Origin of the sequence: Mycobacterium sp. RTGN4 (genome assembly GCF_033804635.1) — a bacterium.
In the GTDB taxonomy this organism is placed as follows: Bacteria; Actinomycetota; Actinomycetes; order Mycobacteriales; family Mycobacteriaceae; genus Mycobacterium.
The window spans coordinates 43,529-69,363 of the sequence record NZ_JAPZLB010000017.1; the positions used below are offsets into that span (position 1 = coordinate 43,529).

Genomic DNA, 25,835 nt, shown 5'->3' on the forward strand with positions numbered 1-25,835 from the left:
GCGAACTGGACGCGATGATTCCGTTGCCGGATCGTGGAGCACATGTTGCTGTCGGGGCTCTTCGTGCCCCTTGTCACACCGTTCACCGCAGCCGGCGAACTCGACGTCGACGCGCTCGCGGCGCTCGCCCGTACCGTGCTCGACGACGGGGCGACGGGCCTGGTGGCGTTGGGCACCACTGCCGAAGCCGCGACCCTGTCGGTCCGCGAACGGCACACGGTCGTCGACGTGTGCGCCGAGGTGTGCGCGGACCGCGGGGCGCCGTTGATCGTCGGGACCGGGTCGAACTCGACCGCGCAGTCGGTCGACGCACTCGCCGACGTCGATCCACGGGCCGCGGCAGTGCTGGCCGTCGTGCCCTACTACTCGCGCCCGTCCGAGGAAGGTGTCGTCGAGCACTTCCGCCAAGTCGCGGCGGCAAGCCCGGTGCCAGTGCTGATCTACCACGTCCCCTATCGCACCGGCAGGCCACTGACCGCGGCCACGCTGAGCCTGCTCGCGCAGCTACCGAACGTCGTCGGATTCAAGCATTCGGTCGGCGGGATCGACGACGTCACAGTCGAATTCATGAGCGCCTCGTCGGGCGATACGTCGGTGCTCGCGGGCGATGACCTGCACGCCGCGGCATTGCTGGCACTCGGCGCCAGCGGGGCGATTGCAGCCTCCGCCAACGTCGCCACGCGCGCCTACGCCGATTTGGTCGCATCATGGCGTGCCGGTCCGGCCGACGATGCGCGCAGGCTGCAGAACCTGCTGGTGCCACTCACCCGCGCGCTCTTCGCCGAGCCGAACCCCGTCGTGATCAAGGCGGTGCTGGCCGCACACGGACGGATTCCGAGCCCTTGCGTCCGCCTACCGCTGCTCGCATCCAGCGCCGCGGCCACCGCGAATGCGCTCGAATGCTGGCCGGTCAACGAGCGGCGTGCTTCGGGCAGCCCTCGACGACGGAGGCCTCGATGATCGCCCGCACCGTGCGACGGCAGCGGCCGCAGTCCGCGCCTGCCCCACACGCGTCGGCGATCTGCCTCGACGTCGAGGCGCCCGCGGCGACCAGGTCGGAGACGACCTGGCTGGTCACGCCGGTGCACAGGCAGACGAACATCAGCGCATCCGCGCTTCGGTCGAATCTCCACCAACCACCGAAATGTCGAACAATTCGAAATTTGTCGGCTGCAGCATTTCTACAAAAGAATTCACGCGGCCGAAGCCGATAGTTTCGAATGCGCGGCCGGTTCTCCGTGCGAATTGGCTGCTGACAAATGGCGACTGCATCGCCGCGACCTCGTTGACCCGGTAATTGGCAGCACCGAGGAGCGAATGCAGGCGATGATCAGCCATCAATTGCGCTCCAAATCCGAATGCGCTGAACCCGACGATCCGGGCCGCGCGGCCAACGTGTTAGCGCAGTCTAACCTTACTTAGGGCAGGCAGTCCATAACCCGAGGTCCAGCTAAGGTTCGCCTCACCAAAGACATGGGAAAATTCGGCTACAGACACGCCCGCGCCGGTCGAGATTTGCTCCCAGGGGAGCCCTCAGTCGACTAGATTGAGAGCGTTCGACAGCCACGAACGAGCACCGACACACGACCAGCCCGCCCGGTCTTATAGGAGCGATCATGCAAGGCGATCCCGAAGTCCTGAAACTGCTGAATGAGCAGTTGACGAGTGAACTCACCGCCATTAATCAGTATTTCCTGCATTCCAAGATGCAGGACAATTGGGGCTTCACCGAATTGGCCGAGCACACGCGGGCCGAATCGTTCGACGAAATGCGCCATGCCGAGGCAATAACCGATCGAATTCTGATCCTGGACGGGCTGCCGAATTATCAGCGGCTCTTCTCGCTGCGCGTCGGCCAGACGGTGCGCGAGCAGTTCGAGGCCGACCTCGCGATCGAGTACGAAGTGCTGACCCGGCTGAAGCCGGCGATCGTCTTCTGCCGCGAGAAGGAGGACAGCACTTCGGCCAACCTGTTCGAGATGATCGTCGCCGACGAGGAGAAGCACGTCGACTACCTCGAGACCCAACTCGAACTGATGATCAAGCTGGGCGAAGAGCTCTACCTCGCGCAATGCGTGTCGCGGCCGCCTGGATCCCAGGGGTAACCAAAACTAGAACGCGTTCCAATTCTGCTCATCCGGGCGTACGATGCGCCCATGAGCAGAATTGGGGACTTCGCCGACGATGACGCTGCTGCCTGGGTGAAGCGGTCTCCCGACATCGGCATCGCGATGGCCGGTTTCACCAACGCCGTCTACACCAAGAACCGGCTGCCGATGCGTACCCGCGAGTTGGCCCGCATGGTGATCGCCTTGGACAACGAATGCGTGGTGTGTCAGAACACCCGCGATTCCGATGGCATCGCGGCAGGCGTCGACGAGGACCTGTACGACCACGCGGCCGAGTGGCGCACCTGGCCCGGGTACAGCCCGCAGGAGCGCGTTGCCGCGGAATTCGCGGAGCGCTTCGCCAGTGACCACACCGCACTGCGCGACGACGAGGACTTCTGGGCCCGCTGCAGTTTGCAGTTCGACGACGAGCTACTGACGGACCTGGCGTTGTCCTGCGCAATGTGGGTAGGCATGGGTCGCATGCTGCGCACCCTCGACATCGGCCAGAGCTGCAAGATCACCCTGTAGTAGCCGGCTAGATCTCACCCGAGGCGTCGTACACCCACGACATGTCCGCGGTGGCGAAGTCCTCCAGCCAGGTGGGTGGCGCGAAGTTCGCCAGCGCGCCCATGTCCCAGTAGTCCTTCCACAGCGTGACCTTGCCGTTTTCCACGCGGTGCACGCTGACGAACTTGAGCACGGCCGATTCGCCTGTCGTCCAATGCCATTCCTCATGGTGCTCGTACATCGCGTCCCGGCCGTTGTCGACGAGCAGGCCGTCGAAGTTCTGGTAGGAGGCCAGCGGCTCGATCCCGATCTTCAGGCGCTTGACGATGTTCTCCGGCCCCTTTGCGGCCGCCGTCGGCCCCACCGGCACGTCGAGGTAGATGCAGTCGTCGGAAAGGAAGGTCTTCAATTCTTCCCAATCGCGCGCCGACAGCGCCTTCCATAGCCCGTAGACCGTATCCTCAACCGACACTTGTCAATTCACCCTTCTGAGTAGGAAGCGCGGGCGCCTTGTGCGCGGCCCGCAGGAACCGTCCGGTGCGCTGACGTCCGACTAGTTCTGTCGCAACACCGTCGAGGAATACCGCCCGACCGCCGACGAAAACGGCCGTCACCGTCGCGTCGTTGCGGTTGACCATCCGGGACAACCCGCCGTACTGCGCGACGGCCTCCTCGGCGTATTCGTCCAACCGTTCGTCCAGCAGCGCCGGATCGATGACGACGACGTCGGCTCTGTCGCCGATGCGCAGGTGCCCGGCGTCGAGCCGGTACCAGTCGGCGAGTTCGCCGGTCAGCCGATGCACGGCCTGCTCGACGGTCATGAATGGGGTGCCTGCCTCCGCGGCATCTCGGACGTGGCGCAGCAGCCGTAGGCCCATGTTGTAGAAGGCCATGTTCCGCAGGTGTGCGCCCGCATCGGAGAAGCCCATCTGGACACCGGGGTCGCGAGCGAGTTTCTTGAGCACGTCGGGCCGGTGGTTGGAGATCGTCGTCCGCCACCGCAACGACTTGCCGTGCTCCAGCACCAGATCCAGGAACGCGTCGACGGGGTGGAGCCCACGTTCGTCTCCCACCGCGCCGAAAGTCTTGCCGATGACCGAGGTATCAGGGCATTCGACGATGTCGGCGTCGTAGAAGTCACGCTGCCAGACCCGGACGCGCAACTTCTGCTCGTAGTCCTTGCGGAACTGGCGGCGGTAGCCCTCGTCGCGCATCAGCTCGTTGCGCTCGACTTCGTCGCGCAGGTGCAGCGCCGCGGCACCCGAACCGAACTCTTCGAAGACCACCAGATCGATGCCGTCGGCATATACCTCGAAGGGCACGGGCAGGTGCTGCCAGCGGAAGTTGCCACCGAGTCGGTTGACGACGCGGGCCAGCGGCCCCATCATCAGAATCGCGTACGGATTCGACTTCACGTCGGCCGCCGACAGCAGGCTGGTCTTGAGCGGGTTGCGGAACACCCCGAGCGACTGAGCCACTTGCGAGCCAAGGTTCAGCGGGTTCTTGATGTCGGGCCCGGATTGCAGCACCCGACCGGCCTTGCGGAGCAACGACTTCAACCTGCGCAGTTCACGCGGCTTGGCATAGGTCGACGGCAGGGTGCGCGAACGGCAGACGTCACCGTCGATCTTGTCGAAGAGCAGCTGCATCGACGACATCCCGACGAAACCAGCCTTGAGCGCGTCGGCGAGCATGCGCTCCATCGACGCCTGCTCGGCCCTGGTGGGACGTTCGCTGCTTCGCGTCGCCCGGTCCAGGCCCATCACCGCGGTGCGCATGTCGGAGTGCCCGATGAAGGCCGACAGGTTCGGCCCGAGGGGTAGCGATTCCAGCGCAGAGACGTACTCGTCGCAGCTCGACCAGGTCTTGTGGCCGTCGACGGCTGCGATCACGTGCTCACGCGGAATGGCCTCGACGCGACCGAACAGATCGCCCGCCTCGGTTCCGTCGACGTGAATCGTCGACAGTGAGCAGGAGCCCAGCATCACCGACGTGACCCCGTGGCGCAGCGATTCGGCGAGCGCCGGTCCGTTCAGCACCTCCACGTCGTAGTGAGTGTGGATGTCGAGCATGCCCGGCATCACCCACTTGTCGGTCGCGTCGATCACCTGCGGGCAAGCGGTGGCGTCGAGTTCGTCGGGGGAGATGGCGACGACGTGACCGCCACGGATGCCGATGTTGCGGACCGCGGAGGTCCCGCCGGTGCCATCGAACCAACGGCCGTTGCGGATGATCGTGTCGTAGCTCACCCCGCCATAGAACAGCCCTCGAGTCAGCGGTGTCAATGAAAAAGTGAACAGATCCAGAAAATTGTCTACACGGGTGTCCAGGCATCCGGCAGCCGACCGTCGGTGTCGGTGAATCCGTAGACCCTGGCCAATTCGGCGGAGCTCACCGAACGCTGATTCCAGCGCGCCCGGTCGACGTCAGCTGCGATGGCTGCGACGCCGCGGCCGAGGAATCGCGGGGTTTCCGAATCGGCGAACCCAGGCGGAGCGATGGGGTAGCCGTCACCGCGATCCAGACTCATCGCCGAGCTCCAGTCGGCTTCCGTCACCCGGTAGTTGTCGAGCATCATCTCCGACCGCAGCCAACCCGGCGTCACGGCCACCGCCGTGCAACCGAACGCGGCCAGGTCCTCACCCTGGCTGAAGGCGAGCCGGTTGACCGAGATCTTGGCCAGGTCGTAGAACACCGAAATCCGGTAGTGGCATGCGTTGTACTCGGCCGTTCCGTCCGTCACCTCGACAAGCAGGCCCCCAGGTCGCGACGCCAACAATGGGAGCAGGCAGTGCGAGGTGACGAGGTGGGTATCGACCCCGAGGCTCAGGATGCGCAGCCCATCCTCGAGATCGTGTTCCCACATGGGCCGGTTCCAGCTGGCGGGCGGACCCTTCAGGATCTCGGCACCCCAGACGTCGTTGACGAGGATGTCGATGACTCCGTATTCGCGGCGGACGAAGTCGGCGAGCCTGCGTACCTGCGCGATGTCGAGGTGGTCGGTCGGAACGGCGACGCCGTGCCCGCCGAGGTCGGTCACCAGTTGCGCGGTCTGTTCGATGGTTTCCGGCCGGTCGTAGTCGGATTGCAGTGCGCCGGTGACGCTGCTGCGTCCGGTGCACACCACCGTCGCGCCCGCCTCTCCGAGCGCGGCTGCGATACCACGGCCCGCGCCGCGCGTGGCCCCGGCGACGACGGCCACACGGCCCTCGAGGGGTGGTCGACCGGGATGTTGGGGCATCCCATCAGTATTCGCTGCACAGCCCATCTTCAACTGGAGTTCAGCAAATGCGGGCATACTCGCCCGGGTGACTCCGCTGCAGCGCTACATCGCCGAAGAGATCGCGACCGACCACGTCGACGGCCTGTTCTCCAGACGGGAGGCGCTGCGCCGGCTGGCCCTGATCGGGGTCGGAGCCACCGCGGCCTCCACCCTGATAGCCGCGTGCAGTACCACCCAGAAACCGACAGCGGACACCCCGGTCACGTCGAGTGCGCCCGCCACAGAGAAGGCCCCGCCGCCCGGCATCGAGAACGAAGTCGCGACAGCGCCGGTGACCTGGGCCGGCCCAAGGGGTGATCTCCAAGGCGCCTGGGCGGCGGCCGGCGCACCAAAGGGTGCCGTGCTGGTCATCCATGAGAACAAGGGCCTCACCGACTGGGTGCGCTCGGTCGCGGGCCGATTCGCGGGGATCGGATATTCCGCACTCGCCGTCGACCTGCTCTCGGCCGAGGGTGGCACCGCGACGTTCAAGGATCCCGCGGAAGCCACCGCCGCACTGAGCAAGATCTCGCCGCAGGACTTCGTCGCTGACATGAAGTCGGCGGTCGGGGAGTTGCAACGCCGCGCGCCCGGTGTGAAAGTGGCCGCCGTCGGATTCTGCATGGGCGGCGGCCTCGTCTGGCAGCTGTTGGCCTCCGGGGAACCAGAACTCGCAGTTGCGGTGCCGTTCTACGGGCCGCTGCCCGACGGCGCGGACTTCAGCGGATCCAAGGACGCCGCCGTGCTGGCCTTCTACGGCTCCGAGGATGCGCGGGTCACTGGCACCAAGGACGCCGCCAAGGCCGCGCTCGACAAGGCCGGACTGGTCAACCAACTCGTCGTCGAGCAGGGCGCCAATCACGCGTTCTTCAACGACACCGGCGACCGCTACGACCCGAAGGCCGCCGCCGACGCCTGGCAGAAGGTCCAGGACTGGTTCACCAAGTACCTCGGCTAGCGCCGGTACCGGCGGTGTCACGTATTCACCGCCCATTCAATTGACCGTTCACCTACCGTTCTTCACCGCACATGCGCTCCCGTTGTGATCGACGAATGCGGGTTGTGCAGGTCGCGAACTTCTACGGCCCACGCTCGGGAGGGTTGCGCACCGCGGTGGATCGGTTGGGCGCGGAGTACCGCGCAGCCGGCCACGAGGTCTATCTGGTGGTCCCTGGCCGGGAAGCGCAGCGCGATGACATGCCGTCGGGCGTCGTGCGAATCTCGTTGCCCGCCAGACGCATACCATTCACCGGCGGATACCGAGCGGCACTCCCCGGGCCCGTCCGGTCACTTCTGGAGGAACTTCGCCCGGACGCACTCGAGGTCTCGGATCGGCTCACCCTCCGCTCACTGGGCCCGTGGGGACGCCGCCACGCCGTGGCCACCGTGATGATCTCGCACGAGCGACTCGATCGACTGGTGGGCCAACTCCTTCCGCGCACGCTGGCCCGTGTCGTCGCGGATGCGGCCAACCGGCGCACCGCGGCCAATTTCGACGCCGTCGTCTGCACCACCGCATTCGCCAGGGAGGAGTTCGACCGAATCCGCGCCACCAACGCCGTCACCGTGCCACTCGGCGTGGACCTCGAACAGTTTCACCCGCGCCGACGTTCTGGGCTGATCCGAAGCCAGTGGGCCGCCCGCGAGCAGACCCTGCTTGTCCACTGCGGGCGCCTTTCGGTCGAGAAGCACGCGCATCGAAGCATCGATACCGTTGCTGCCCTTCGTGATTCGGGGCTGGATGCACGGCTTGTCGTGGTCGGCGAGGGCCCGCTGCGTGCCCGTCTGGAACGACAGGCCGCCAAGCTACCGGTCACGTTCACCGGCTTCATCGGGTGTCGAAACACCGTCGCCTCGATCCTGGCGTCCGCGGACGTCGCGCTGGCTCCAGGGCCGCACGAAACGTTCGGACTGGCCGCCCTCGAAGCCTTGGCATGTGGCACACCGGCGGTGGTGTCGAAGACGTCGGCGCTGGCCGAACTGCTCACCACCGACAGTGGCGCAGCGGCCGACAACGATCCGGTGGACATCGCGCGGGCCGTCACGCGAATCATCAGCAGGCCAGAACCCTTCCGGCGCCATGACGCGCGCCGCAGGGCCGAGCAGTTCCCGTGGCCGCGTTCGGCCGCAGGCATGCTCGACGCCTTGGGCGCGGGATGACCGCGGCGCCGACGCCCGCCGGATAGATTGCTCCAATGGGCCGGGGCGACGCATCGTGAGTGCGCAATCCGTCGGGCCAACCGATTCAGACCGGACTGGGACGTTGTGGTTCGCGCTGCTGCTGACCCTCACCAACGGGTTCCTGGACGCGCACACCTACTACGTCCGTGGCGGGGTCTTCGCGAACGTCCAGACCGGCAATGTCATCTTCCTAGCGATCGACATGTCGGAACGGAGGATCACGGCGGCCCTGGCGCACGTCTGGCCCATCCTCGCCTTCCTGGTCGGCGTGGCGTTGGCCGCACACATCAAGTCGGGGCGCGCCGAACGTCACGTCGCGTACCCGCTGCGCTGGACCATGGCCGTGCAGGTGGTCGCGTTGGCGATCATCGGCTTCGTACCCGTCACCGTCGCGCACAACTACGTGACGGTGCCCATCGCCTTTCTCGCGGCGATGCAGATGGCACTGTTCCGCAACATCGGCGACCTGGCCTACCTCCCGGTGGCCACGACGGGAAGCCTCATGCGGTTCGTCGAAACCGGATACGACGGGTTCGTCGAGAAGCGTGCGCCCTCGCGCCGGGCCTGCGGCATCTACGGCACGTTGATCGTCGGTTTCACGGGCGGCGCCCTCATCGGTGCGTTCGCCAGCCGGGAGTGGGGTGCGCACGCGATCTGGCTGGCCGCAGGCATCCTGGCCATCACACTGGCCCTGTTCATCGTCGACGAGCGGGTGTTGGGCGTGAAATAGCGCCTCCACCTGGCAGGACCGCGCTTTAACTCATGCTGACTTCAGATGTGGTGGCGGCCAACCCGTCAGCCCTACTGTGCCGGTTAGCCGAGATTCGGCGCACACGGAGGGTGGTTCTGCATGGCCGTCACCATTGCTGCGCGGGCATGACCAACACGGTCGGCACCGCAGTAAACGGGAGGCCATCAGCCGCCCAGGATGAACTTCTGCGCGGACTCGAGGACGGCTCGCTTCGTGAACTCGAGGTGGCCTGGAGCGATCCGTTCGGTCATGCCGCGGGCAAACGGATTCCCGCCGCCCAGTTTCTCGACAGGGCCAGGGGCGCGGGGTTCGCGTTCTGCGAAGCCGCGTTGGGGTGGAACGCCGACGCAACGGTGATCGAGTCATTGCACCTGACCAACTGGGACGGCGGTTATCCCGATGTCTTCGCCGTTCCCGAGCTGTCGACGTTTCGGCGGCTGCCGTGGCGGCCCGGCGTCGGGCACGTCATCTCCGACATCGTTCGGCATGACCGCACCCCGTCGTTGCTCGACCCGAGGGCGGTGCTAAGGCGAGTGCTCAACCGCCTTGCAGCCCTTGGCTATACAGCCAAGGTCGGCGTCGAATTGGAGTTCTACCTGCTCGAGCCCGACGGAACGCCGTTCCAGAGCGACATTCACGCGTACTCGCTGGAGAACGCCAACGCGCTCGACCCGGTGCTCACCGACCTTTACGAAACCCTGAGTCCCTTCGTCAGATTGGAGGGCATCCAGACCGAATACGGACCCGGGCAGGTCGAAACCAACCTGGTCTACACCGATGCACTCGAGGCGGCCGACGACAGCGCCAGGCTCAAGTACGCGGCGAAAGAGGTCGCGCGCAAGCACGGCAAGATCGCGAGCTTTATGCCGAAGCCGTTCTCCGAGCATTCGGGAAGCTCTGCACACCTTCATATTTCGCTGTGGCGGGATGGAAAACCCGCCTTCGGCTCCGAGGACGGCAACGAGAACGACCTGGCCCTGTTGGCCATCGCCGGGCTACTCGAACACCTGCCGTCGATCACCTTGTTCGGCGCCCACTCGGTCAATGCCTACCGGCGTTTCACCCCGGACTCGTTCGCCCCAGCCACGGTCAGCTGGAGCCGCGACAACCGGAGCGCGGCCATCCGGTCACTGATCGAGCCCACGCCAGAGGCCACCCGGATCGAGTTGCGGACCGGCGCCTCCGACGCAAACCCGTACTGGTTGGTGGCCTCTGCCTTGGCCGCAGTGGTCGCGGGACTCGAGGCGGGCCGCCGGCCCCCGCTGTCAGAGGGCGGCAACCTCTACAGCAGCGGAATTCCGCTGCCGGAATCGCTTGGCGTGGCGCTCGAACTCGCCACGCGCGACGATACGATCGCCGAAATCCTCGGCGCCGCTTCGGTTCACGACTTCGCGGCCATCGCGCGCAGCGAGTGGACCGAGTACAGCCAGCAGGTCAGTGATTGGGAGCGTCGGCGTTATCTGGCGACCTCGTGAGGACTAGGTACCCGACATGACGCTAGATCTCGATCCTGCGCAGCAGCCGGCCTTCACCGGTGAACCGTTGGGAGGTTCGCCGGAGGATCGCCTGGCCAGGCTCGCCGAGGTGGTGGACGAACTGCGGCAGGCCGACGCCAAAGCTGAACGAGATCGAGTGCTTCAGTATTCGGCGGTCGATCGGCTACGCCGCACCGGTGTGCTCGGACTCCGGGTGCCCGTCCGCTACGGCGGTCCCGGCGGGAGCGTGCGCGACGTCATCACGGCAGTCGTCCAACTCGCGCGCGGCAGTTCGAACGTCGCACAGGCACTGCGGGCCCACTTCGGATTCTCCGAACGACTGCTCAGCAACAGAGCCACCGAAGCCGAACGTGAGCATTGGCTACCCGTCATCGAGTCCGGCGCAGTGTTCGGCAACGCGATCACCGACGCGAAGGGCAAGTCCCCATCGAGCACAGGCACGACGCTGCTGGCCGATGCCTCGGGTGTGTTGCGGCTCAACGGTTTCAAGTTCTACTCGACCGGAACGCTGTTTGCCGACCACATCGCCGTGTCAGCGGTCGACTCCGAGGGCCAAGACCTCCAGGCGATCGTGCCCACCGCCCGTGAGGGCGTCGAACTCTACGACGACTGGGACGGATTCGGCCAGCGGCTCACCGCCAGCGGCAGCACCCGCTTCACCGATGTCGTCGTGCACCCGGTCGAGGTCACGACGGTCTCGGACGGCAACCACCTGGGCCACAGCACCACGTTCCTTCAGCTGTACCTTGCTGGCGTGACGGCAGGCATCGCCCGCGCCGTGCTCGACGACGCAGTGAACTACGTTCACGAAAAGGCTCGTCCGGCTGCCCATTCGCTCGCCGACAGCGCCAGGGAGGACCCGTTCGTGCTCGAGGCCGTCGGCGAGATCGCGGCCGAGGCGTCGGCAGCCGAGGCGCTGGTGCTGTCCGCGGCAGACGCCATCGACGACGTGGTCGACGGCGGCCATCACGACGACGGCGCGGCGTTGGCAGAGCTCGCGATCGAGGTTGCGAAGGCCCAGTTGATCGCCGAGCGACTCGCGCTCTCTGCCGCACAGCGGCTCTTCGACACCGGTGGCGCCTCCGCGACGGCGCGCACGCTGAATCTGGATCGACACTGGCGCAACGCGCGAACCGTGGCCAGTCACAATCCGTTGGCGTACAAGGCGCACGCGTCCGGCAACTTCGCCGTCAACGGCGTGTGGCCGCCTGCCAACGGCTACTTTTAGATTCCCGCGCGTTGTAAAATTCCCGCGCGGTCTAGGGCATCGGACCGATCGACGAGCGTCGGTTTGGCCCAGTGCGAATCAGGGCATCCACCCAATCAGCGTGCACGTCAATACGCGACGTGCCTCTGGTCGAAGGAGTCCGACATGACCAACACCGTTGTCTGGATCATCGTCGCTGTCGTCGTGGTCCTGCTGCTGATCCTGGTCGCTGCGCTGTTCGCGCGTAGTGCCCGCGACCGCAAGCACAGCGCCGAGGCCGACCGCATCCGTGACGAAGTCCGGGAGCAAAGCACTCGGGTCGAGAAGCGTGAGGCGATCGCCGCGGAGACCGACGCGAAGGCCCGTGCGGCCGCGGCCGAGGCCGAGGCGAAGGCCGCCGAGGCCGCCCGACTGACGGACAGAGCCAGCAGTCATCGGCATGAGGCCGCGTCGTCGCGTGAGCACCTCGACGCGGAGTTGGAGCGTGCGGACGGTATCGACCCGCGACTGAAGGGCGACGCGAAGCGTGACGACGTCGAGAACGATGACAGGATCAAGCGCGACGAAGTGAGCCGCGCCGAAACCGCCGGCGTCGAACGCGACGCGCCGCACCGAATCATCAAGTAGGGGAGCACCTTTCCCGCACTTCGGCAGCGCAGGTCAGGCCACCAGCTGAGTCGTCAACGTCCGGCCCAACCAGGCGCCGAATCGTTTGACCGACCATCCGCGCATCCGGACCAATCGATCGAAGAGCACGGGGTCAGTCGCCAGCCAGACCACGTCTGCAGCCTCCACCCGCGACATCGCAGGGGTAAGCGCACCGAGCTTGGCCAAACGCTTGACCACCTCACGCGCACCGTCGAGCCGCTGTTGCTGGGACTGCTCAAGCAATCGACGTGCATCGACATCTGTCTCCGCGGCGACTTCGAGCGCGCGGAAGACACCCGCGACGCGTTGGTCGAGTTCAGCCATTAGCTGGGCCCACTGATCGAGCAGCTCGGACGGGTCGGCCAGTTCGAGGACGGCACGCACCCGCGGCCGATCCACCAGGGCCACCCGTCGGTCGTCACCGGTCACCGCCCAGTCCAGCGCCGTCTTCAACAGGTCGACCTTGCCGCCGACAGCGGTGAAGACGGTCTTGCGGCTGACGCCTGCCGCCTTGGCCACGGCATCGATGGTGGTTGCGCCGTACCCGTGGGCGACGAAGAGTCGCATTGCTTCCGACACGATGGCGCGCCTGGTGTCGTCGGCCTGGGAGGCGCGCAGCGCAGAGTGATAGTCCCGCTTGACAGCACGTTCCATTTGGGTAACCTCTCAGGTATTCATTACACTATACGTTACCTTAATTGGAGTAGTCATGCGCGTGGTCATCGTGGGGGCAGGTCCCACGGGCCTGTTCACCGCCATCGCCCTTGCACGGCGTGGCCACGACGTCGTGATGATCGACCGCGATCCGGGCCCGTCGGGGCCAGGGCCGTGGAAGCGCAAGGGCGTCATGCAGTTCCATCACGCCCATACCTTCCGGGGACCGGTCATCGACGTCCTTCGCGCCGAGTTGCCGGACGTCGTGCACCAACTGACCGCGTCCGGCGCAGTCGTCGCCGAAGGCCCTGACGGTCGACCCGCCGCGTTGCTGTGCCGCCGCGCCGTTTTCGACGCGGTATTGCGGCGCTGCGCCGTCGCCGAGCCGGGAGTGACCGTCCTGACAGCGCATGTCGACGGCCTCGTCCGCGAGCGTGGACGCGTCTACGGAGTCACGGCCGCGGGTCGGGCCGTGCCCGCCGACCTGGTGATCGACGCCTCGGGCCGAGCCAGCAGACTGACCGCAGCGATCCGGATGCCCGTCGAGGGCGGAGCCTGTGGCGCGGTCTACATCGACAGGCAGTACCAGCTGCTCGCGGGCGCTCCTGCGGGGCCGGTGAACTCGCCCATCGGGCTCTCGCTGGGGTTTCCGGGGTACTTCGCCATCGCGTTCCTGCATGACAACCGGACCTTCTCGATCACGTTCGCCCACGACGGTTCCGATCGCCGGCTACGCGGACTGCGCGACGGTGAGGCATTCGACGCCGCCGCCCGCGCGATACCGCAACTATCGGACTGGCTCGATCCGCTTCGCGCACAACCGATCACGCGGGTACTGCCAGGTGGACGGCTGTACAACGGGTACCAAGGCCAACTCGATGGCGCCGGACGACTAGCGGCCCCTGGCATGATCTCGCTTGGCGACGCGGTATGCACCACCACGCCACTGGCCGGTCGCGGCGTCACGCTCGCGTTGCTGCAGGCGCGCTCGTTGCTCGGCGCACTTGACCACCACGTGGACGACATCCATGCCGCAGCAGGGCAATTCGACGATTGGTGCACCGCAAACATCAGGCCGTGGTTTGACGACCACCGTCACACCGATGCCGACCGGCAGCGCAGATGGGCCGGGGGAGCGGTCGACACCACTGGCCGGCTCCCATCCGATCTCGTGGTCGCTGCGGCCGAAGGTGACGCTCGGTTGCGCGCGGTCGTCGCGCCATTCGCACGGATGGACGCGCTGCCCGCGAGCCTCGACTCCGTGGAACCCCTTGCCCGCGAGTTGTATACGAGCGGCTGGCGGCCCTCGGTACCGGACGGGCCGACGCGCGACGAGCTGGCCGAAGTCTGCGAGTCGCGTGCGGTCGAGGTCGCCTAGCGCGCGGGCGTCCAGGACACCGGCAGCCGCTTGATGCCGTGTATGAACGCCGACTGCAGCCGGTCGGGATCCTCCGTCGCGGCGATGTCGGGAATCTGGCGATGCAGTTCCTCGAAGGCCACCGTGATCTCGCGGCGGGCCAGGTTCGCACCAAGACAGAAGTGGGCGCCGCCACCGCCGAAGCCGACGTGAGGATTCGGATGGCGGCGCACGTCGAAGGTCCACGGATCGTCGAACTTCGAGGCGTCCCGGTTGGCCGAGCCATACCAGAGCGTGACCTTGTCGCCCTTGACGAGTTTCACGCCGCTCAACTCCGTATCGCGAGTCACCGTGCGGCGCATGTAGGCCACCGGTGAGGCCCACCGGACAACCTCCTCGACAGCTGTCGGCGCGATGGTGTCGTAGTCGTTCCACCAGTCGTCGCGTTGCTCGGGATGGCGACTCAACGCCAGCACGCCGTGGCTGATGGCGTTGCGCGTCGTCTCGTTACCCGCCACCACCAGCAGGATGAAGAACGACGCCACCTCGGTCGAGGTAAGCCGTTCGCCGTCGAGTTCGGCCTGCACCAGGCTGGTGGTGAGATCCTCGCCGGGGTGTGCCCGTCGATCGTCGGCGAGCGCAGCGGCGTAGGCGCCGATGTCCATCGCCACCTTGATGAATTCGTCATAGTCGGTGGTTATCTCCGGATCACCGAAGCCCAGGATGACGTTCGTCCAGTAGAAGACCCGCTGATGATCGTCTTCGGGGATGCCCATCATGTCGCAGATGATCTGCAGGGGCAGCGGACCGGCCAGCGCCGAAACCAGTTCGGCGCAGCCATCGGGATGGTCGGCCACCATCGCCGCGACCAGGCGCTTGGCGCGATCGCGGACCGAGTCTTCCACCCGAGCCAGCACTCGCGGCGTGAAGGCACTTCGGACGATGTTGCGCAGCCGGGTATGTCTGGGATCGTCCATCGCGATCATCGAGCCGAAGTACTCGTTGAGTTCGGGGGTCTGGTCGCCGATGGTGATGCCCTCTGCCGAGCTGAACACCTCGGGGTGACGGCTCGCGTGGAACACGTCGTCGTACCGAGTCACCGCCCAGTGTCCGCGGCCCGGAGTCGCGCCGTCCAGGACGAACTCCGGGTGGTGTGAGACCGGCGCCTCACGCCGCAGCGTGGTGAACGCGCCATCGCGAACTTCGTCGTCGAGGGCCCAGAAATCCCATGACCCGAGATTGATGTCGGACAGCGGCACGTCAGGGGGTGCTGCCCCGTTGACCCGAGTCGAGATGCCCACCTCGCCGAGCCTAGGCCGCTCACCGGCCGAGCAGCCGCAAATGGCCCTCAATCGCTTGAAACCGCCCGATGATTGAGGGTGGTCAGGCCAGCTCCCAGCCCATGTTCTTGGCGAACACCCGTGCGTCATCGGAGATCGTGCCGAGCTGGTGACAACGCTTGACGTACTCCTGAATCATCACCATGAAGTTCATCGGGTTGTAGGCGTCTTCCTCGTAGCTCCATTTGCCGTCGCCCGCGTACTTGAGCGCGGTGATGACCGGGGCGCCGTGCACGCTGCCGTCGCCGGGGTCCTTCATGGTGTTGACGTTCTTGAAGATCACCCAGTCGTTCTCGGCGTCGATCGAGCACCACTCGACCGGGTACGTCGGCATCTCGCTACCGGGAAAGGTGTTCATCGTCGAGACGATCCACTCGCGAATCGCCTCACGGCCGGCCATGTTGCCCAACGCGTGCTCGACGTATGTGGCGTCCTCGGTGAACACGTTGGCGTAGCTGGACCAGTCCCACGTCCTGCCGACGTCGATCACCTGCTGCTGGTAGACGTCGAACGCCTCCGCGAGCTCCTCGCGTGACCATCGGTTGGTAGAAGACCCCATCGACCCAACTCCTTCGGCTCTGAAGAAACTAGAACTTGTTCTACCAAAGCCGCCACCGCCGCGCGGGCGTTTCCGATGGCCGCTACGGAACCACGCGAGTTTCCAACGGCAACACGAACCACTTGGGTCACATTCGCCCCACATGCGAATCACGTTGGGAGACCGCACAAGACGCCGGTAACGATCCCGAGCTCACAGGCGATAGCCAGGAAGGGGTCAGGTCACGGGGTTACGGGAATGAACGGTGGCATTCGTGCGTCACGACACCTGGCGCCGGGGTCACGGAACGGAGCGACACAAATGAAACTGACGAAGGTGGCAGCTGCGACCGTTATGGCCGGGGGACTGGTGCTCGGTGGCGTCGGACTCGGTAGTGGCGTCGCGATTGCGCAGCCACGCGCACCCATGCCGCTGGACCCTGGTCGCGGGCCCGGCGGCCACGGTCACGACGATTGCCCGCCGCGCTGCGATGGTCCCGATTTCAAACACGACGGTCCCGACTTCAAACGCGGCCCCGACTTCGACCGCGGAGATTGGAATCGCAATCAGTGGCGTCCAGATCCCCACCAGAAATGGGACAACCGCTGGGGCGCCCCGCCGTGGGGTTGGGGTCCGCCGCCGCCGGTGTACTGGAACGGCGGCTACCGTCCACAGCAAATCGACTACTGGGGCTACCAGGCCACGCCGGTATGGGACGACGGTTTCCGCCAGTGGGGCATCTGGTTGTTCGGAGTGTGGATCCCGGTCTTCGGCGCCGGCTTCAACTGAGCCCCACCCGCCGAGACCGCCGCCACGCGGCGGTTTCGGCGGGGCGGGCTAGCGGCTACGAGTCCGCTTCTACGACGGCCTTGATCCGCTCCAGCGTCTTGCGCATGTCGCGGACGTTGCGCCTCGTGCGCAGCTGACCACCGAAGAGTCCGAACAGGGTGGTGAAGAGCCCCTCGTTCATGCGGAACGACTCGGTGACGTCGGTGCCGCCCTGCGTCGGAGTGAACCGGTAGTGCCAGTTGTTGACGGCCCGGTCCCCGACGAGCACCTCGAAGCCGAACTCGCGGCCGGGCTCGCATGCCGTCACCCGGCAGGTCGTCCAGTACACGGGGCCGATCTCGTTGCGCTTCACGTGACCACGGAACGTCGCACCCAGCGCGGGTTTGGTTGCGCCGTCGAGCCATTGCGCTTCCATGACTTCCGGGGAGAACTTGCCGGTATTGCGCACGTCCGCGACGAGCTCCCAGATCTGCTCGGGCGGCGCGTCCATTGCGACGGTGACTGATGCCTCCATTGGCGATCCTTTCCTGGTCAGATGTCCAGCTCAACGCGGCTTGGTGGTCGGCGGCGACTGAACGTCTGGGCTGAGCGTATAGACGTGATCGGGTGTCACGATCTTCGTGATCGCATTCGCCAGCGCCGTGCTTGGCTCACCGCCCCGAGCCGGTATGTCCGTGTTGCTCATGATGACCAACGTCGTTTGCTTGTCCGGCAGACGCACCACCACCGTCTGATAGCCGGGGAGGCTGCCGTTGTGGCCGACCCAGCCGGCCAGGTCGAAGATGCCCAACCCGTAGCCGTCCTGTGGCGGAAGCGGCGGATCGTTGACCGTCTCCAAACGCTGCTTCTGCGTCTGCGGACTGAGCAGCGTTCCCGCGGCGAGTTCGTCGGCCCACACGCGCATGTCGTCCAACGTCGAGATCATGGCGCCAGCCGCCCAGGCCCAGGTGGGATCCCAGTTGCTGGTGACCACCTCCTGGTTCTCCGTGTTCTGGGAGTAACCCTGGGCATGCGGTGTCGGGAACGCGTTGGTGGTGGGAAAGCTGGTGTGGCTCAACTTCAATGGCGTGAGGATGTGGTCTGTGATGAAGTCGGGCAGGGTTTGCCCGCTGACCTTCTCGACCACCATGCCGAGTAGCACCGTGTTGGTGTTGGAGTACTCGAAGCCTTGCCCGGGCGGGAAGTCGTTGGGCACGCTGAAGGCGTAGTCGATCAGGTCCCGCGGGGCGAAGGGGTGCCACGGGTCGCTGTACAGCAACTTCTGGAAGGCTGCGACCGCGCTGTAGTTGTGCAGTCCGCTCTGCATTCTTGCCAGTTGGCGCAGGGTGATCTCGCCACCCCTCGGGACGCCGTCGACGTACTTCGCGATCGAATCGTCGAGGCCCAGCTTCCCCTGGTCGACGAGTTGCAGTATCGCGGTCACGGTGAACGTCTTTGTCACACTGCCGATTCGGTGAAACAGGTCGATCTTCATCGGATCACCGGTTGCCCTGTCCGCGACCCCGAAGGCCTTGACGTACTGGCCGTCGGGGCCCCACAAACCGATGATGGCGCCCGGCACGCTGGCGGCGTTCATCGCGTCGGTGATCGCACCGTCCAGGCGCTTGGCGACCCCGGGGTCGATGGCCTTCGCGGCCGGGGGAGCCGACGGCGCGGGCGGCGGTGAGGCGTCGTGCGCACAACTCGACAGCACCAGCGACGAAACGGCGATGGCCACCAGGCCACGCCAACGGATGCTCACCTTCATGGAAATCCCGTCAAGAGTGAATGGCGGTCGACCGCTCCATTATCCGCGTGACTGCTGCCACCCGAGTGGATATGGCGTTAACTGTCCGAGTGACCGATTGGAGCGGACGCGACTACGCCGAGGTCAGCGGACTGCAACGCACGATGATCACGGAAGCGTTGGCCGCCCTGTCGCACGCTCCCGACGACTGGGTGCTCGACATCGGTTGCGGCGACGGCTTTCTCACGCGCGCGATCGCCGACATGGTCCCTCGCGGGGGCGCGGTCGGAGCGGATGCCTCGCCTCGCATGATCGCCGCTGCACACGATGCCGGCCAATCCACGGCTTCGGGGCCGTGGTTCGTCGTGGCCGACGCCCGCAGGCTGCCGTTCAGCGCGCGGTTCGACGCCGCGGTTTCGTTCAATGCGCTGCACTGGGTCTTGCGGCAGGATCAGGCACTCGAGCAAATCGCCACGGTGGTCAAGCCCGGAGGTCGGGTGACCATTCAAATGGTGTGTGCAGGCCGCAGAGCCAGCCTGGAGGCGACGGCCATGAAAGTGTGCCAAAGCCCTTCCTGGGCAGCATGGTTCGACGGCTTCGTGGCCCCGTTCGTGCACGTCGAACCGGACCACTTCCGTGAGCTGGCGGCATCGGCCGGCCTGAAGGTGACCGACCTTGTAGTGGTGGATCGCGAGTGGGACTTCGGAGCTCGCGACGTCTTCGAACGTTGGTGCGCAGTGGGCTCGACCGCATGGACGGATCGTTTGCCGGAGGCCGAGCGGCCCCGCTTCGTCTCCGACGAGGTAGAGGCGTACGAGCCGATCGCGGGCCGACCCGGGCTCTTTCGCTTCACGCAGATGCGGGCAGAGTTGGTGCGGTGAAGATTCGTTTCGGCGTCGGACTCGGCGCAGACATCGGTCCCGAGGCGCTACCGGAACTCGTCGACCGCATGGAAGAGCTCGGCATCGACTCCCTGTGGCTCTCCGAATTGGTGTATTCCAAGGCCGTCGATCCGTTCATCGGGATGGCGTATGCACTGTCTCGGACCCAGCGGCTCAAGGTCGGCACGTCGGTGGTGGTGCTGCCGGGACGTCATCCCGTGCTGGTCGCCAAGCAATTGGCGTCGCTCGCCGCACTGGCCCCGAAACGCGTGCTCCCGGTGTTCGGACTACGGTCGGCCATCCCCGCCGAACGAGAGCTGTTCCCGGTGCCTGCCGGCCAGCGCGCGGCCGTCTTCGACGAGTCCCTCCGATTGCTGCGGGTCAGCCTCGACGAGGACGCCACGTCGTTCACGGGTGACTTCTTCACGGTGAGCTCGCCGGCCGTCGCACCGGCGCCCGCCAGGCCGCTGGACATTTGGCTCGGTGGCTCCGCGCCCGCGGCCTTTCGACGCATCGGGCAGCTGGCCGACGGCTGGCTCGGAAGCTTCCTCACCCCGGCCGAAGCCGGTCGCGGCCGCGAATCGATCGAACAGGCCGCCGTCGACGCGGGCCGGACCATCGAACCCGACCACTTCGGCATCAACCTCGCCATCGCCGAAGACGGACTGACCCCCGAGCTCGCGGCGGCCGTGGGGCATCGACGGCCCGACGTCGATCCGGCCGAGTTGGTGGCCGACGGTTGGCCCCGATTGCACGAACTCATCGACCAGTACGTGGCCGCCGGGCTCACGAAGTTCGTCATCCGGCCCGCAGCAGGGGGCGAACTCGCGGCGTTCACCAAACGATTCGCAGCAGAATTGCTCCCGCGCGAGAACTGAACGCCGGTGACGTGAACCCGGACGGCCGCTGAGTCGTGTCTCCAGTGGGTTACCCGGAGCGGAAGGAACTGGCGTCATGACCGCATCGAAGTCGCGTGGTCGGATCGTTTTGGCGATCGTTGCCGTACTGACCGCGATGGTGTTGATCAGTCCGCCGAACGCCATTGCCGATGACCGCATTCAATTCACTGGAACAACCCTGGCCGGGACTCCGTTCAATGGATCCAGCCTCGCGGGCAAACCCGCAGTGCTGTGGTTCTGGACGCCGTGGTGTCCCTTCTGCAACGCCGAGGCGCCGAGCGTCGGCGCAGTGGCTGCCGCCAATCCAGGGGTGACCTTCGTCGGCGTCGCGGCACGCTCTGACGTCGGCGCGATGGAGGACTTCGTCAGCAAGTACCACCTCGGGTTCACCAATCTCAACGACGCCGACGGCTCGATCTGGGCGCGATACAACGTGCCATGGCAGCCCGCGTACGTGTTCTACCGTTCGGACGGCACATCGACGTTCGTCAACAATCCGACGTCCGCGATGTCGCAACAGGAACTGTCCGACCGAGTGTCCGCGCTGAGGGGCTAGGCGCAGGGTCAGGTCGCAGCTGTCATGAGCTCTGGTGCGCTTGGGCTTGCCTTCGCAGCCGGGCTGGTAGCGGCGTTGAATCCGTGCGGGTTCGCGATGCTGCCCGCCTATCTGGCGTTGGTGGTGCGGGGCGAAGGGTCGAGCCGGGCTTCCGCGGTGGGGCGGGCGCTGACCGCCACTGCGGCCATGGCCCTCGGCTTCATCGCGGTCTTCGGGTTGTTCGGCCTCCTCACCACGTCCGCTGCCAATGCGCTGCAAGGTCACCTGCCCTACGTGACGGTCGCGGTCGGCATCACGCTCGTCGTCGTCGGCTGCTGGCTGCTGGCAGGCCGGGAAATGCCGTCGCCGGTCCGAAGTTCCTTGGGAGCCAACACCCGATGGGCACCGAGCGCCCGGCTCGGGTCGATGTTCGGATACGGAGTCGGCTATGCGCTCGCCTCGCTGTCGTGCACGATCGGCCCGTTTCTCGCGGTCACCGGCATCGGGGTCAGCGGATCGTCCGGCGGGCTCTTCGCGTTCGCGTCTTATGCGGCCGGGTTCACGCTGATCGTCGGCACACTCGCGGTGGCGTCCGCGCTGGCGAGTTCGGCGTTCATCGCCCGATTGCGGCAGCTGTTGCCCTACCTCAACAGGATCAGTGGAGTCATCCTGCTGCTCGTCGGTGCGTACGTCGGCTACTACGGGTGGTACGAGGTGCAACTGTTCTCCGCTTCGGGTGACCCCCGCGATCCCGTCATCGCCGTCGCTGCGCGGTTACAGGGCACGCTGGCCGGTTGGGTCTTCACCCATGGCCCGTTGCCGTGGTTGATCGCGCTCGTCGCGATGGTTCTGATCGCACTGACGTGGGCCCGCTGGCGCCAGCGGGTGCGACGATGACCCCACCGCGTGGCGCCGATGACTCCCGGCACATCGTCGAGTCCACTTCTTGTCACGTCGTCATTCCCAGAAGGGCCGGAAGGGATAGCCATGAGCACACATGTCGTCGTCGCGGGCCACCTCGTCGTGGCGCCCGAACTGCGCACCGAGTACCTGTCCGGTTGCGTCGACGTCGTCCGACTCGCCCGCGCTGCCCCCGGATGCCTGGACTTCGCGATATCCGCGGATCTGCTCGACGAGAGCCGCATAAACGTGTTCGAGCACTGGGAGTCGCAGGACGCCGTCGATGCGTTCCGGGGCAGCGGACCTACCGAAGAGCAGGGCGCGGCGCTCTCGTCGGCGTCCGTGGCGGAGTACGACGTGACCGGACGAGGTTCACTCAGCTGAACCGCATGCACTCCAGCAAAGTGCATCCAGCCAATTCCCAGCAAGTTCAGCTATTTTCTCCACCCAGTGGTTTCCCGACCGCAGCTACCGGGCATTACGGAGTCGTGACACCGCTCCGAACGGCCCCCGATTGATTCGCTGTCTACGGGTACTGTGCGTAAACTGCGCTGAGGTATGCATACGTACGGAGCCCCGCTATCCAGCGCGTCAAGCTTCCGACCTGAATCAACTCGAACGCCAAAGGCTACAGACTTGCCAGACACGACCAGCGACACCAAGCGCCTGAAGCCCAACTTCGAGGACGTTCAATCGCACTACGACCTGTCCGACGACTTCTTCCGGCTCTTCCTGGACCCAACCCAGACGTACAGCTGCGCGTACTTCGAACGCGACGACATGACGCTGGAGGAGGCGCAGCGCGCCAAGATCGAGCTGTCACTCGGCAAGCTCGGCCTCGAGCCAGGGATGACGTTGCTCGACATCGGCTGCGGCTGGGGTGCCACCCTGAACCGCGCCATCGAACGCTATGACGTCAACGTCATCGGCCTGACGCTGAGCAAGAACCAGCAAGTGCACGTCGACGAACTGCTCGCCAAGTCGGACAGCCCGCGCACTAAGCAGGTGCTCTTGGAGGGCTGGGAGCAGTTCCACGAGCCAGTGGACCGGATCGTCTCGATCGGCGCCTTCGAGCACTTCGGCAGTGCCCGCTACGACGACTTCTTCAAGATGGCCTACTCGGCGCTGCCCAGCGGCGGCGTGATGCTGCTACACACCATCATCAAACCCAGTGACGCAGAGTTCGCCGAACGCGGACTGCCGTTGACCATGACGAAGCTGAAGTTCTTCAAATTCATCATGGACGAGATCTTCCCTGGTGGAGAGCTTCCCAAGGTTGAGGACGTCGAGAAGCACGCCAGCAAGGTCGGGTTCGAGCTCACCAGGATCCAGCCGCTGCGGCTGCACTACGCGCGCACCCTGGAGATCTGGGCTGCGGCGCTGGAAGCCCGTCGGGACGAGGCCATCGAACTGCAGTCCCAAGAGGTATACGACAGGTACATGCGCTACCTGACCGGCTGCGCCGAGCTGTTCAACGAGGGCTACACCGACATCTGCCAGTTCACGCTGAAGAAGAGCTGAGCGCGCGACCGTCGGCCTGCCATCCGATTGGCTCCGCGCGCCGGGGCCAAGAGGTTTGTTGATCGCGACGTTGTCGCTGACCTTGGTGCTCGGCATCGTCGTGATGCTGGTGACCCACGCGGCGGCCTGCGCGGCCTACCTACGCGACCACCCCGCCAATGCACTGACCGATGAGCAGGCCAGCGCCCAAGTGGTCGACGCCGTCGTCGACGTCGTCCGCACCGCAGGGCTGCGCGATCCGGCGGGTGGTTATGCGTTCCGCTCGTGCAAGAACGCCGACGCCCCTCCGTACCAGGTCACCGTCGACATGACTTTTGCAGTGCCCCAAGGCAATTCGGTCGGCTATCTCGATGACGTCGCAACCGCGATGGTCGGCCTCGGTTGGACGGACGCCAAGACACCGGCCGAGCACTTCGGTAGGAAGATGACGAAAGCAGGACTGATTTCAGTCTTTCATCGCAATCCCGAGCGCCTCGACCTGGCGACGATGCGCGTATCTGGGGAGTGCCGCGTGGTCTCCGAGCATCGCGCCGATGACCCAGTGTGGACCGAGCTCACCGCGCAGCTGCGCCAGGGCAGATGACGCGTCAGCAGGAGACCGGGTGCGATTCGCAGTAGGGCGTGGTGCCGGGGAAGCGGTAGCGGTGGCTCGCCACGTAGCGGTACGCCAAGCGCTGCAGCGCACCGACACCCGGTAAGCGGTACAGCAGTAGCGGAAGCCGGGTTCCCAACGCCGCCGACAGCGCTGCGTTCATGCCCTCGGCGCCGCCGTAGACGACGCCACCGGACGAGTCCCGCCACCACGATGATTCACGCATTCGCGACTCGGAAATGCCCAGCAATTCGGCGGTTCCGGGCTGTTGGAAGGGCCGGATCTCCAGCGCCCCAGTGCGGTCGAGCCGGGCCAGCGCGGTCACGGCACGCGTGCACATCCCGCACACCCCGTCGAAATAGAGCACACCACTCATGGGTTCATTGTCCTCCGGGGACCGACCGTCGACCAGGGGGACCAACTTCCCCACCCGCAGCGTCGCGCCTGCGCGCCGCCATGCCCGCGAGCGCCTCGAATACCACCCGGTGTGCAGCGTTCACCGTGAGCTCGGCATGGTCGTAGGCGGGCGATACCTCTACTACGTCGACGCCTGCCACATCGTGCTCATAACAGAGTTGGCGAACCATGCGGAGCAGGTCGACGCTGGTGATTCCACCCGGTTCGGGGGTACCCGTGCCGGGTGCATGGGCCGGGTCGAGCACGTCGATATCGACGGACAGGTACAGCTTGTCCGCCTTGGCCAAGGCCTCGCCGACGGCATCGACCATCACCTCTTTGAAGCCACGCTCCCAAATCTCCTGCATGGTGTGCCACACCATGCCCTGTTCCTGCATCCACTCGAACGTGTCCTGCGGCGGCCAGTAGCCACGGAGTCCCACCTGGACGAAGTGCGTGCCGGGCACCGCGCCGGATTCGATGAGCCGACGCATCGGGGTGCCGTGGCTGGCCAGGTTGCCGTCGATGATGTCCGCGGTGTCGGCGTGGGCGTCGAAGTGGACGATGCCCACGTTGCCGTAACCGTGGACGTCGGCCACCGCCGTCGCCGAAGGCCAGGTGATCGAGTGGTCGCCTCCGAGCACGACCGGGACGATGCCGCGCGACGCCACCGCATGCACGCGTTCCTTGATGTTGGCGTGCGATACCTCGGTCAGCCCGTGCGGACAGAACGCATCGCCGAAGTCGACGACCTCGAGCCAGTCGAAGATCTCGAGCCCGAGATCCATGTGATAGGTCCCGGGTTCATACGCCGTCGCCCGGATCGCCCGCGGACCGAACCGCGCACCCGGCCGGTTGGTGGTTCCCACGTCGAATGGGGCACCGACGATCGCGACATCGGGCTTCCACGAATCGAGTTGCTCGACCTCGGTCAGAAACGGCCGATGCCCGAACGTCGCCAACCCCGAGTACGGCAGGTCGAGTTGCTCAGCCATCCCGGGCGGAAGTTCGCGATGATGCCCCTGGTCGCCGTGGTCGTGGCTCATGGACTGACAGTACCTTGATCGATACCGCCATCCATCGCGTTCTGGCCTTGACCCGCAACAGAAGTGAGCGCTTCCCGCAGCACGGCTGGAATGTCCCGCTTGGCCCAGTCCTCGGTCGAAACGACGACATAGACGTTGCGCCCCCGCACCGCGGTGGTGTCCTCACCGTCGTCCCCGCGCCGCAGCACGTCGAAGCGCAGCGTGAAGCTCGTCGTCCCCACCGCGTCGCAACGTGTGACGACACGGACCGAGTCACGCCAGCGGACGGGTGCCAGAAAGTCGAGCTCCGCATGCACCACCTGGACGTCCACGCCCCATGAGGTGAACTCGGTGAACGGCACGCCGAGGTGGTCGAAGTACGCAGTGGAAGCCTCGTCCAACCAGGTCAGGTAGTGACCGTTGAACACGACCCCCTGCTGATCGACTTCGGCGTAGCGCGGCACGATCGGCAGAGCGAACGGTTCGGTCACACAGCACACTTTAAGATTCTCGCCGTGA

General features: G+C 65.8%; 31 protein-coding genes. 18 read left to right on the top strand and 13 right to left on the bottom strand.

The genetic code is table 11. From position 1 onward, the window contains the following. Positions 1-42 precede the first annotated feature (42 nt). A complete protein-coding gene (gene dapA, locus SLQ30_RS27900) occupies positions 43-960 on the top strand; it encodes a 4-hydroxy-tetrahydrodipicolinate synthase (protein WP_319450126.1) in 918 nt (305 codons plus the stop codon). Here dapA and SLQ30_RS27905 read toward each other — a convergent pair. Together SLQ30_RS27905 and SLQ30_RS27910 are read right to left on the bottom strand one after the other, a co-directional pair. Beyond that, a complete protein-coding gene (locus SLQ30_RS27905; RefSeq protein ID WP_319450125.1) occupies positions 911-1,102 on the bottom strand; it encodes a bacterioferritin-associated ferredoxin in 192 nt (63 codons plus the stop codon). The genes dapA and SLQ30_RS27905 overlap by 50 nt on opposite strands. After that, the gene (locus SLQ30_RS27910) at positions 1,102-1,338 is read right to left on the bottom strand and encodes a hypothetical protein (protein WP_319450124.1); all 237 of its coding nucleotides are present in this window, start codon (positions 1,336-1,338) and stop codon (positions 1,102-1,104) included. The genes SLQ30_RS27905 and SLQ30_RS27910 overlap by 1 nt, the downstream gene beginning before the upstream one ends. Before the next feature lie 278 nt (positions 1,339-1,616). On the opposite strand from SLQ30_RS27910, the gene bfr reads away from it, so the two are divergent. Both bfr and SLQ30_RS27920 read left to right on the top strand, forming a co-directional pair. Further along, positions 1,617-2,105, top strand: a complete 489-nt coding sequence (bfr, locus tag SLQ30_RS27915) for a bacterioferritin (RefSeq protein ID WP_319450123.1) — start codon at positions 1,617-1,619, stop codon at positions 2,103-2,105. 51 nt (positions 2,106-2,156) lie between these two features. Then, complete coding sequence (locus tag SLQ30_RS27920) at positions 2,157-2,639, top strand: carboxymuconolactone decarboxylase family protein (protein ID WP_319450122.1); 483 nt, start codon at positions 2,157-2,159, stop codon at positions 2,637-2,639. 7 nt (positions 2,640-2,646) lie between these two features. On the opposite strand, the gene SLQ30_RS27925 is transcribed toward SLQ30_RS27920, so the two are convergent. The 3 genes from SLQ30_RS27925 to SLQ30_RS27935 all read right to left on the bottom strand — a co-directional run bounded on the left by SLQ30_RS27925 (position 2,647) and on the right by SLQ30_RS27935 (position 5,859). After that, positions 2,647-3,090, bottom strand: coding sequence for a nuclear transport factor 2 family protein (locus SLQ30_RS27925; RefSeq protein WP_319450121.1), 444 nt, complete (start codon positions 3,088-3,090; stop codon positions 2,647-2,649). Beyond that, positions 3,080-4,867: an N-acyl-D-amino-acid deacylase family protein gene (locus SLQ30_RS27930; protein ID WP_319450120.1), complete on the bottom strand. Its 1,788-nt coding sequence runs from the start codon at positions 4,865-4,867 to the stop codon at positions 3,080-3,082. Before SLQ30_RS27930 ends, SLQ30_RS27925 begins: the two co-directional genes overlap by 11 nt. 65 nt (positions 4,868-4,932) lie before the next feature. Next, positions 4,933-5,859, bottom strand: coding sequence for an SDR family oxidoreductase (locus SLQ30_RS27935; protein WP_319450119.1), 927 nt, complete (start codon positions 5,857-5,859; stop codon positions 4,933-4,935). Between the two features lie 67 nt (positions 5,860-5,926). On the opposite strand from SLQ30_RS27935, the gene SLQ30_RS27940 reads away from it, so the two are divergent. From SLQ30_RS27940 to SLQ30_RS27965, 6 genes are all read left to right on the top strand, one after another. Then, the gene (locus SLQ30_RS27940) at positions 5,927-6,838 is read left to right on the top strand and encodes a dienelactone hydrolase family protein (protein ID WP_319450118.1); all 912 of its coding nucleotides are present in this window, start codon (positions 5,927-5,929) and stop codon (positions 6,836-6,838) included. Between the two features lie 95 nt (positions 6,839-6,933). Continuing rightward, positions 6,934-8,040, top strand: a complete 1,107-nt coding sequence (locus SLQ30_RS27945) for a glycosyltransferase (protein WP_319450117.1) — start codon at positions 6,934-6,936, stop codon at positions 8,038-8,040. A gap of 55 nt (positions 8,041-8,095) precedes the next feature. After that, entirely contained in the window at positions 8,096-8,791 is a 696-nt protein-coding gene (locus SLQ30_RS27950; RefSeq protein ID WP_319450116.1) for a YoaK family protein, read from the top strand. A 146-nt stretch (positions 8,792-8,937) separates the two neighbouring features. Then, a complete protein-coding gene (locus SLQ30_RS27955) occupies positions 8,938-10,287 on the top strand; it encodes a glutamine synthetase family protein (RefSeq protein WP_319450115.1) in 1,350 nt (449 codons plus the stop codon). 16 nt (positions 10,288-10,303) lie between these two features. After that, complete coding sequence (locus tag SLQ30_RS27960; protein ID WP_319450114.1) at positions 10,304-11,536, top strand: acyl-CoA dehydrogenase family protein; 1,233 nt, start codon at positions 10,304-10,306, stop codon at positions 11,534-11,536. Between the two features lie 144 nt (positions 11,537-11,680). After that, complete coding sequence (locus SLQ30_RS27965; protein WP_319450113.1) at positions 11,681-12,142, top strand: hypothetical protein; 462 nt, start codon at positions 11,681-11,683, stop codon at positions 12,140-12,142. Positions 12,143-12,175: 33 nt separating this feature from the next. Here the strand turns inward: SLQ30_RS27965 and SLQ30_RS27970 are convergent, their stop codons facing one another. Next, a complete protein-coding gene (locus SLQ30_RS27970; protein WP_319450112.1) occupies positions 12,176-12,817 on the bottom strand; it encodes a helix-turn-helix domain-containing protein in 642 nt (213 codons plus the stop codon). A gap of 55 nt (positions 12,818-12,872) precedes the next feature. Here SLQ30_RS27970 and SLQ30_RS27975 point away from each other — a divergent pair, with 55 nt between their 5' ends. Next, positions 12,873-14,195 carry an NAD(P)/FAD-dependent oxidoreductase gene (locus tag SLQ30_RS27975; RefSeq protein ID WP_319450111.1) on the top strand — a complete coding sequence of 441 codons (1,323 nt, stop codon included), beginning with the start codon at positions 12,873-12,875 and terminating at the stop codon, positions 14,193-14,195. Here SLQ30_RS27975 and SLQ30_RS27980 read toward each other — a convergent pair. Further along, positions 14,192-15,475 carry a cytochrome P450 gene (locus tag SLQ30_RS27980; protein ID WP_319450110.1) on the bottom strand — a complete coding sequence of 428 codons (1,284 nt, stop codon included), beginning with the start codon at positions 15,473-15,475 and terminating at the stop codon, positions 14,192-14,194. The two genes, SLQ30_RS27975 and SLQ30_RS27980, sit on opposite strands and share 4 nt — an antisense overlap. Before the next feature lie 82 nt (positions 15,476-15,557). After that, a complete protein-coding gene (locus SLQ30_RS27985) occupies positions 15,558-16,073 on the bottom strand; it encodes a nuclear transport factor 2 family protein (RefSeq protein ID WP_319450109.1) in 516 nt (171 codons plus the stop codon). Between the two features lie 300 nt (positions 16,074-16,373). On the opposite strand from SLQ30_RS27985, the gene SLQ30_RS27990 reads away from it, so the two are divergent. Beyond that, complete coding sequence (locus SLQ30_RS27990; protein WP_319450108.1) at positions 16,374-16,841, top strand: hypothetical protein; 468 nt, start codon at positions 16,374-16,376, stop codon at positions 16,839-16,841. A gap of 55 nt (positions 16,842-16,896) precedes the next feature. Here the strand turns inward: SLQ30_RS27990 and SLQ30_RS27995 are convergent, their stop codons facing one another. After that, the gene (locus SLQ30_RS27995; protein ID WP_319450107.1) at positions 16,897-17,355 is read right to left on the bottom strand and encodes an SRPBCC family protein; all 459 of its coding nucleotides are present in this window, start codon (positions 17,353-17,355) and stop codon (positions 16,897-16,899) included. A 30-nt stretch (positions 17,356-17,385) separates the two neighbouring features. After that, a complete protein-coding gene (locus SLQ30_RS28000) occupies positions 17,386-18,588 on the bottom strand; it encodes a serine hydrolase domain-containing protein (RefSeq protein WP_319450106.1) in 1,203 nt (400 codons plus the stop codon). Positions 18,589-18,677: 89 nt separating this feature from the next. On the opposite strand from SLQ30_RS28000, the gene SLQ30_RS28005 reads away from it, so the two are divergent. The 7 genes from SLQ30_RS28005 to SLQ30_RS28035 all read left to right on the top strand — a co-directional run bounded on the left by SLQ30_RS28005 (position 18,678) and on the right by SLQ30_RS28035 (position 23,886). After that, positions 18,678-19,448: a class I SAM-dependent methyltransferase gene (locus SLQ30_RS28005; protein WP_319450105.1), complete on the top strand. Its 771-nt coding sequence runs from the start codon at positions 18,678-18,680 to the stop codon at positions 19,446-19,448. Beyond that, a complete protein-coding gene (locus SLQ30_RS28010) occupies positions 19,445-20,326 on the top strand; it encodes a TIGR03854 family LLM class F420-dependent oxidoreductase (RefSeq protein WP_319450104.1) in 882 nt (293 codons plus the stop codon). Before SLQ30_RS28005 ends, SLQ30_RS28010 begins: the two co-directional genes overlap by 4 nt. A gap of 136 nt (positions 20,327-20,462) precedes the next feature. Continuing rightward, positions 20,463-20,903: a protein disulfide oxidoreductase gene (locus SLQ30_RS28015; RefSeq protein ID WP_413468207.1), complete on the top strand. Its 441-nt coding sequence runs from the start codon at positions 20,463-20,465 to the stop codon at positions 20,901-20,903. Positions 20,904-20,927: 24 nt separating this feature from the next. Next, positions 20,928-21,779 carry a cytochrome c biogenesis CcdA family protein gene (locus tag SLQ30_RS28020; protein ID WP_319450102.1) on the top strand — a complete coding sequence of 284 codons (852 nt, stop codon included), beginning with the start codon at positions 20,928-20,930 and terminating at the stop codon, positions 21,777-21,779. A 90-nt stretch (positions 21,780-21,869) separates the two neighbouring features. Continuing rightward, on the top strand, positions 21,870-22,166 hold the full coding sequence (locus tag SLQ30_RS28025) for an antibiotic biosynthesis monooxygenase family protein (protein WP_319450101.1): 297 nt from the start codon (positions 21,870-21,872) through the stop codon (positions 22,164-22,166). Between the two features lie 252 nt (positions 22,167-22,418). Then, positions 22,419-23,303 (top strand): cyclopropane mycolic acid synthase family methyltransferase, encoded by an 885-nt coding sequence (locus SLQ30_RS28030; RefSeq protein WP_319450100.1) that lies wholly within the window; start codon positions 22,419-22,421, stop codon positions 23,301-23,303. Between the two features lie 58 nt (positions 23,304-23,361). Continuing rightward, positions 23,362-23,886 carry a hypothetical protein gene (locus SLQ30_RS28035; RefSeq protein WP_319450099.1) on the top strand — a complete coding sequence of 175 codons (525 nt, stop codon included), beginning with the start codon at positions 23,362-23,364 and terminating at the stop codon, positions 23,884-23,886. 4 nt (positions 23,887-23,890) lie between these two features. Here SLQ30_RS28035 and SLQ30_RS28040 read toward each other — a convergent pair whose 3' ends face one another. The 3 genes from SLQ30_RS28040 to SLQ30_RS28050 are packed head-to-tail and all read right to left on the bottom strand — an operon-like array spanning position 23,891 to position 25,807. Further along, complete coding sequence (locus tag SLQ30_RS28040; protein WP_319450098.1) at positions 23,891-24,271, bottom strand: DUF393 domain-containing protein; 381 nt, start codon at positions 24,269-24,271, stop codon at positions 23,891-23,893. A gap of 4 nt (positions 24,272-24,275) precedes the next feature. Further along, entirely contained in the window at positions 24,276-25,337 is a 1,062-nt protein-coding gene (gene speB / locus SLQ30_RS28045) for an agmatinase (protein ID WP_319450097.1), read from the bottom strand. Continuing rightward, entirely contained in the window at positions 25,334-25,807 is a 474-nt protein-coding gene (locus SLQ30_RS28050; protein ID WP_413468203.1) for an acyl-CoA thioesterase, read from the bottom strand. The genes speB and SLQ30_RS28050 overlap by 4 nt, the downstream gene beginning before the upstream one ends. Positions 25,808-25,835: the final 28 nt, after the last annotated feature.

What these genes read in the sequence shown, in the direction of transcription:
- dapA (WP_319450126.1), top strand. Translation starts at nt 43, where the DNA reads ATGTTGCTGTCGGGGCTCTTCGTGCCCCTTGTCACACCGTTCACCGCA.
- SLQ30_RS27905 (WP_319450125.1), bottom strand. Translation starts at nt 1,102, where the DNA reads ATGTTCGTCTGCCTGTGCACCGGCGTGACCAGCCAGGTCGTCTCCGAC.
- SLQ30_RS27910 (WP_319450124.1), bottom strand. Translation starts at nt 1,338, where the DNA reads ATGGCTGATCATCGCCTGCATTCGCTCCTCGGTGCTGCCAATTACCGG.
- bfr (WP_319450123.1), top strand. Translation starts at nt 1,617, where the DNA reads ATGCAAGGCGATCCCGAAGTCCTGAAACTGCTGAATGAGCAGTTGACG.
- SLQ30_RS27920 (WP_319450122.1), top strand. Translation starts at nt 2,157, where the DNA reads ATGAGCAGAATTGGGGACTTCGCCGACGATGACGCTGCTGCCTGGGTG.
- SLQ30_RS27935 (WP_319450119.1), bottom strand. Translation starts at nt 5,859, where the DNA reads ATGCCCCAACATCCCGGTCGACCACCCCTCGAGGGCCGTGTGGCCGTC.
- SLQ30_RS27945 (WP_319450117.1), top strand. Translation starts at nt 6,934, where the DNA reads ATGCGGGTTGTGCAGGTCGCGAACTTCTACGGCCCACGCTCGGGAGGG.
- SLQ30_RS27955 (WP_319450115.1), top strand. Translation starts at nt 8,938, where the DNA reads ATGACCAACACGGTCGGCACCGCAGTAAACGGGAGGCCATCAGCCGCC.
- SLQ30_RS27960 (WP_319450114.1), top strand. Translation starts at nt 10,304, where the DNA reads ATGACGCTAGATCTCGATCCTGCGCAGCAGCCGGCCTTCACCGGTGAA.
- SLQ30_RS27965 (WP_319450113.1), top strand. Translation starts at nt 11,681, where the DNA reads ATGACCAACACCGTTGTCTGGATCATCGTCGCTGTCGTCGTGGTCCTG.
- SLQ30_RS27970 (WP_319450112.1), bottom strand. Translation starts at nt 12,817, where the DNA reads ATGGAACGTGCTGTCAAGCGGGACTATCACTCTGCGCTGCGCGCCTCC.
- SLQ30_RS27975 (WP_319450111.1), top strand. Translation starts at nt 12,873, where the DNA reads ATGCGCGTGGTCATCGTGGGGGCAGGTCCCACGGGCCTGTTCACCGCC.
- SLQ30_RS27985 (WP_319450109.1), bottom strand. Translation starts at nt 16,073, where the DNA reads ATGGGGTCTTCTACCAACCGATGGTCACGCGAGGAGCTCGCGGAGGCG.
- SLQ30_RS27990 (WP_319450108.1), top strand. Translation starts at nt 16,374, where the DNA reads ATGAAACTGACGAAGGTGGCAGCTGCGACCGTTATGGCCGGGGGACTG.
- SLQ30_RS27995 (WP_319450107.1), bottom strand. Translation starts at nt 17,355, where the DNA reads ATGGAGGCATCAGTCACCGTCGCAATGGACGCGCCGCCCGAGCAGATC.
- SLQ30_RS28000 (WP_319450106.1), bottom strand. Translation starts at nt 18,588, where the DNA reads ATGAAGGTGAGCATCCGTTGGCGTGGCCTGGTGGCCATCGCCGTTTCG.
- SLQ30_RS28015 (WP_413468207.1), top strand. Translation starts at nt 20,463, where the DNA reads ATGGTGTTGATCAGTCCGCCGAACGCCATTGCCGATGACCGCATTCAA.
- SLQ30_RS28020 (WP_319450102.1), top strand. Translation starts at nt 20,928, where the DNA reads ATGAGCTCTGGTGCGCTTGGGCTTGCCTTCGCAGCCGGGCTGGTAGCG.
- SLQ30_RS28025 (WP_319450101.1), top strand. Translation starts at nt 21,870, where the DNA reads ATGAGCACACATGTCGTCGTCGCGGGCCACCTCGTCGTGGCGCCCGAA.
- SLQ30_RS28040 (WP_319450098.1), bottom strand. Translation starts at nt 24,271, where the DNA reads ATGAGTGGTGTGCTCTATTTCGACGGGGTGTGCGGGATGTGCACGCGT.
- speB (WP_319450097.1), bottom strand. Translation starts at nt 25,337, where the DNA reads ATGAGCCACGACCACGGCGACCAGGGGCATCATCGCGAACTTCCGCCC.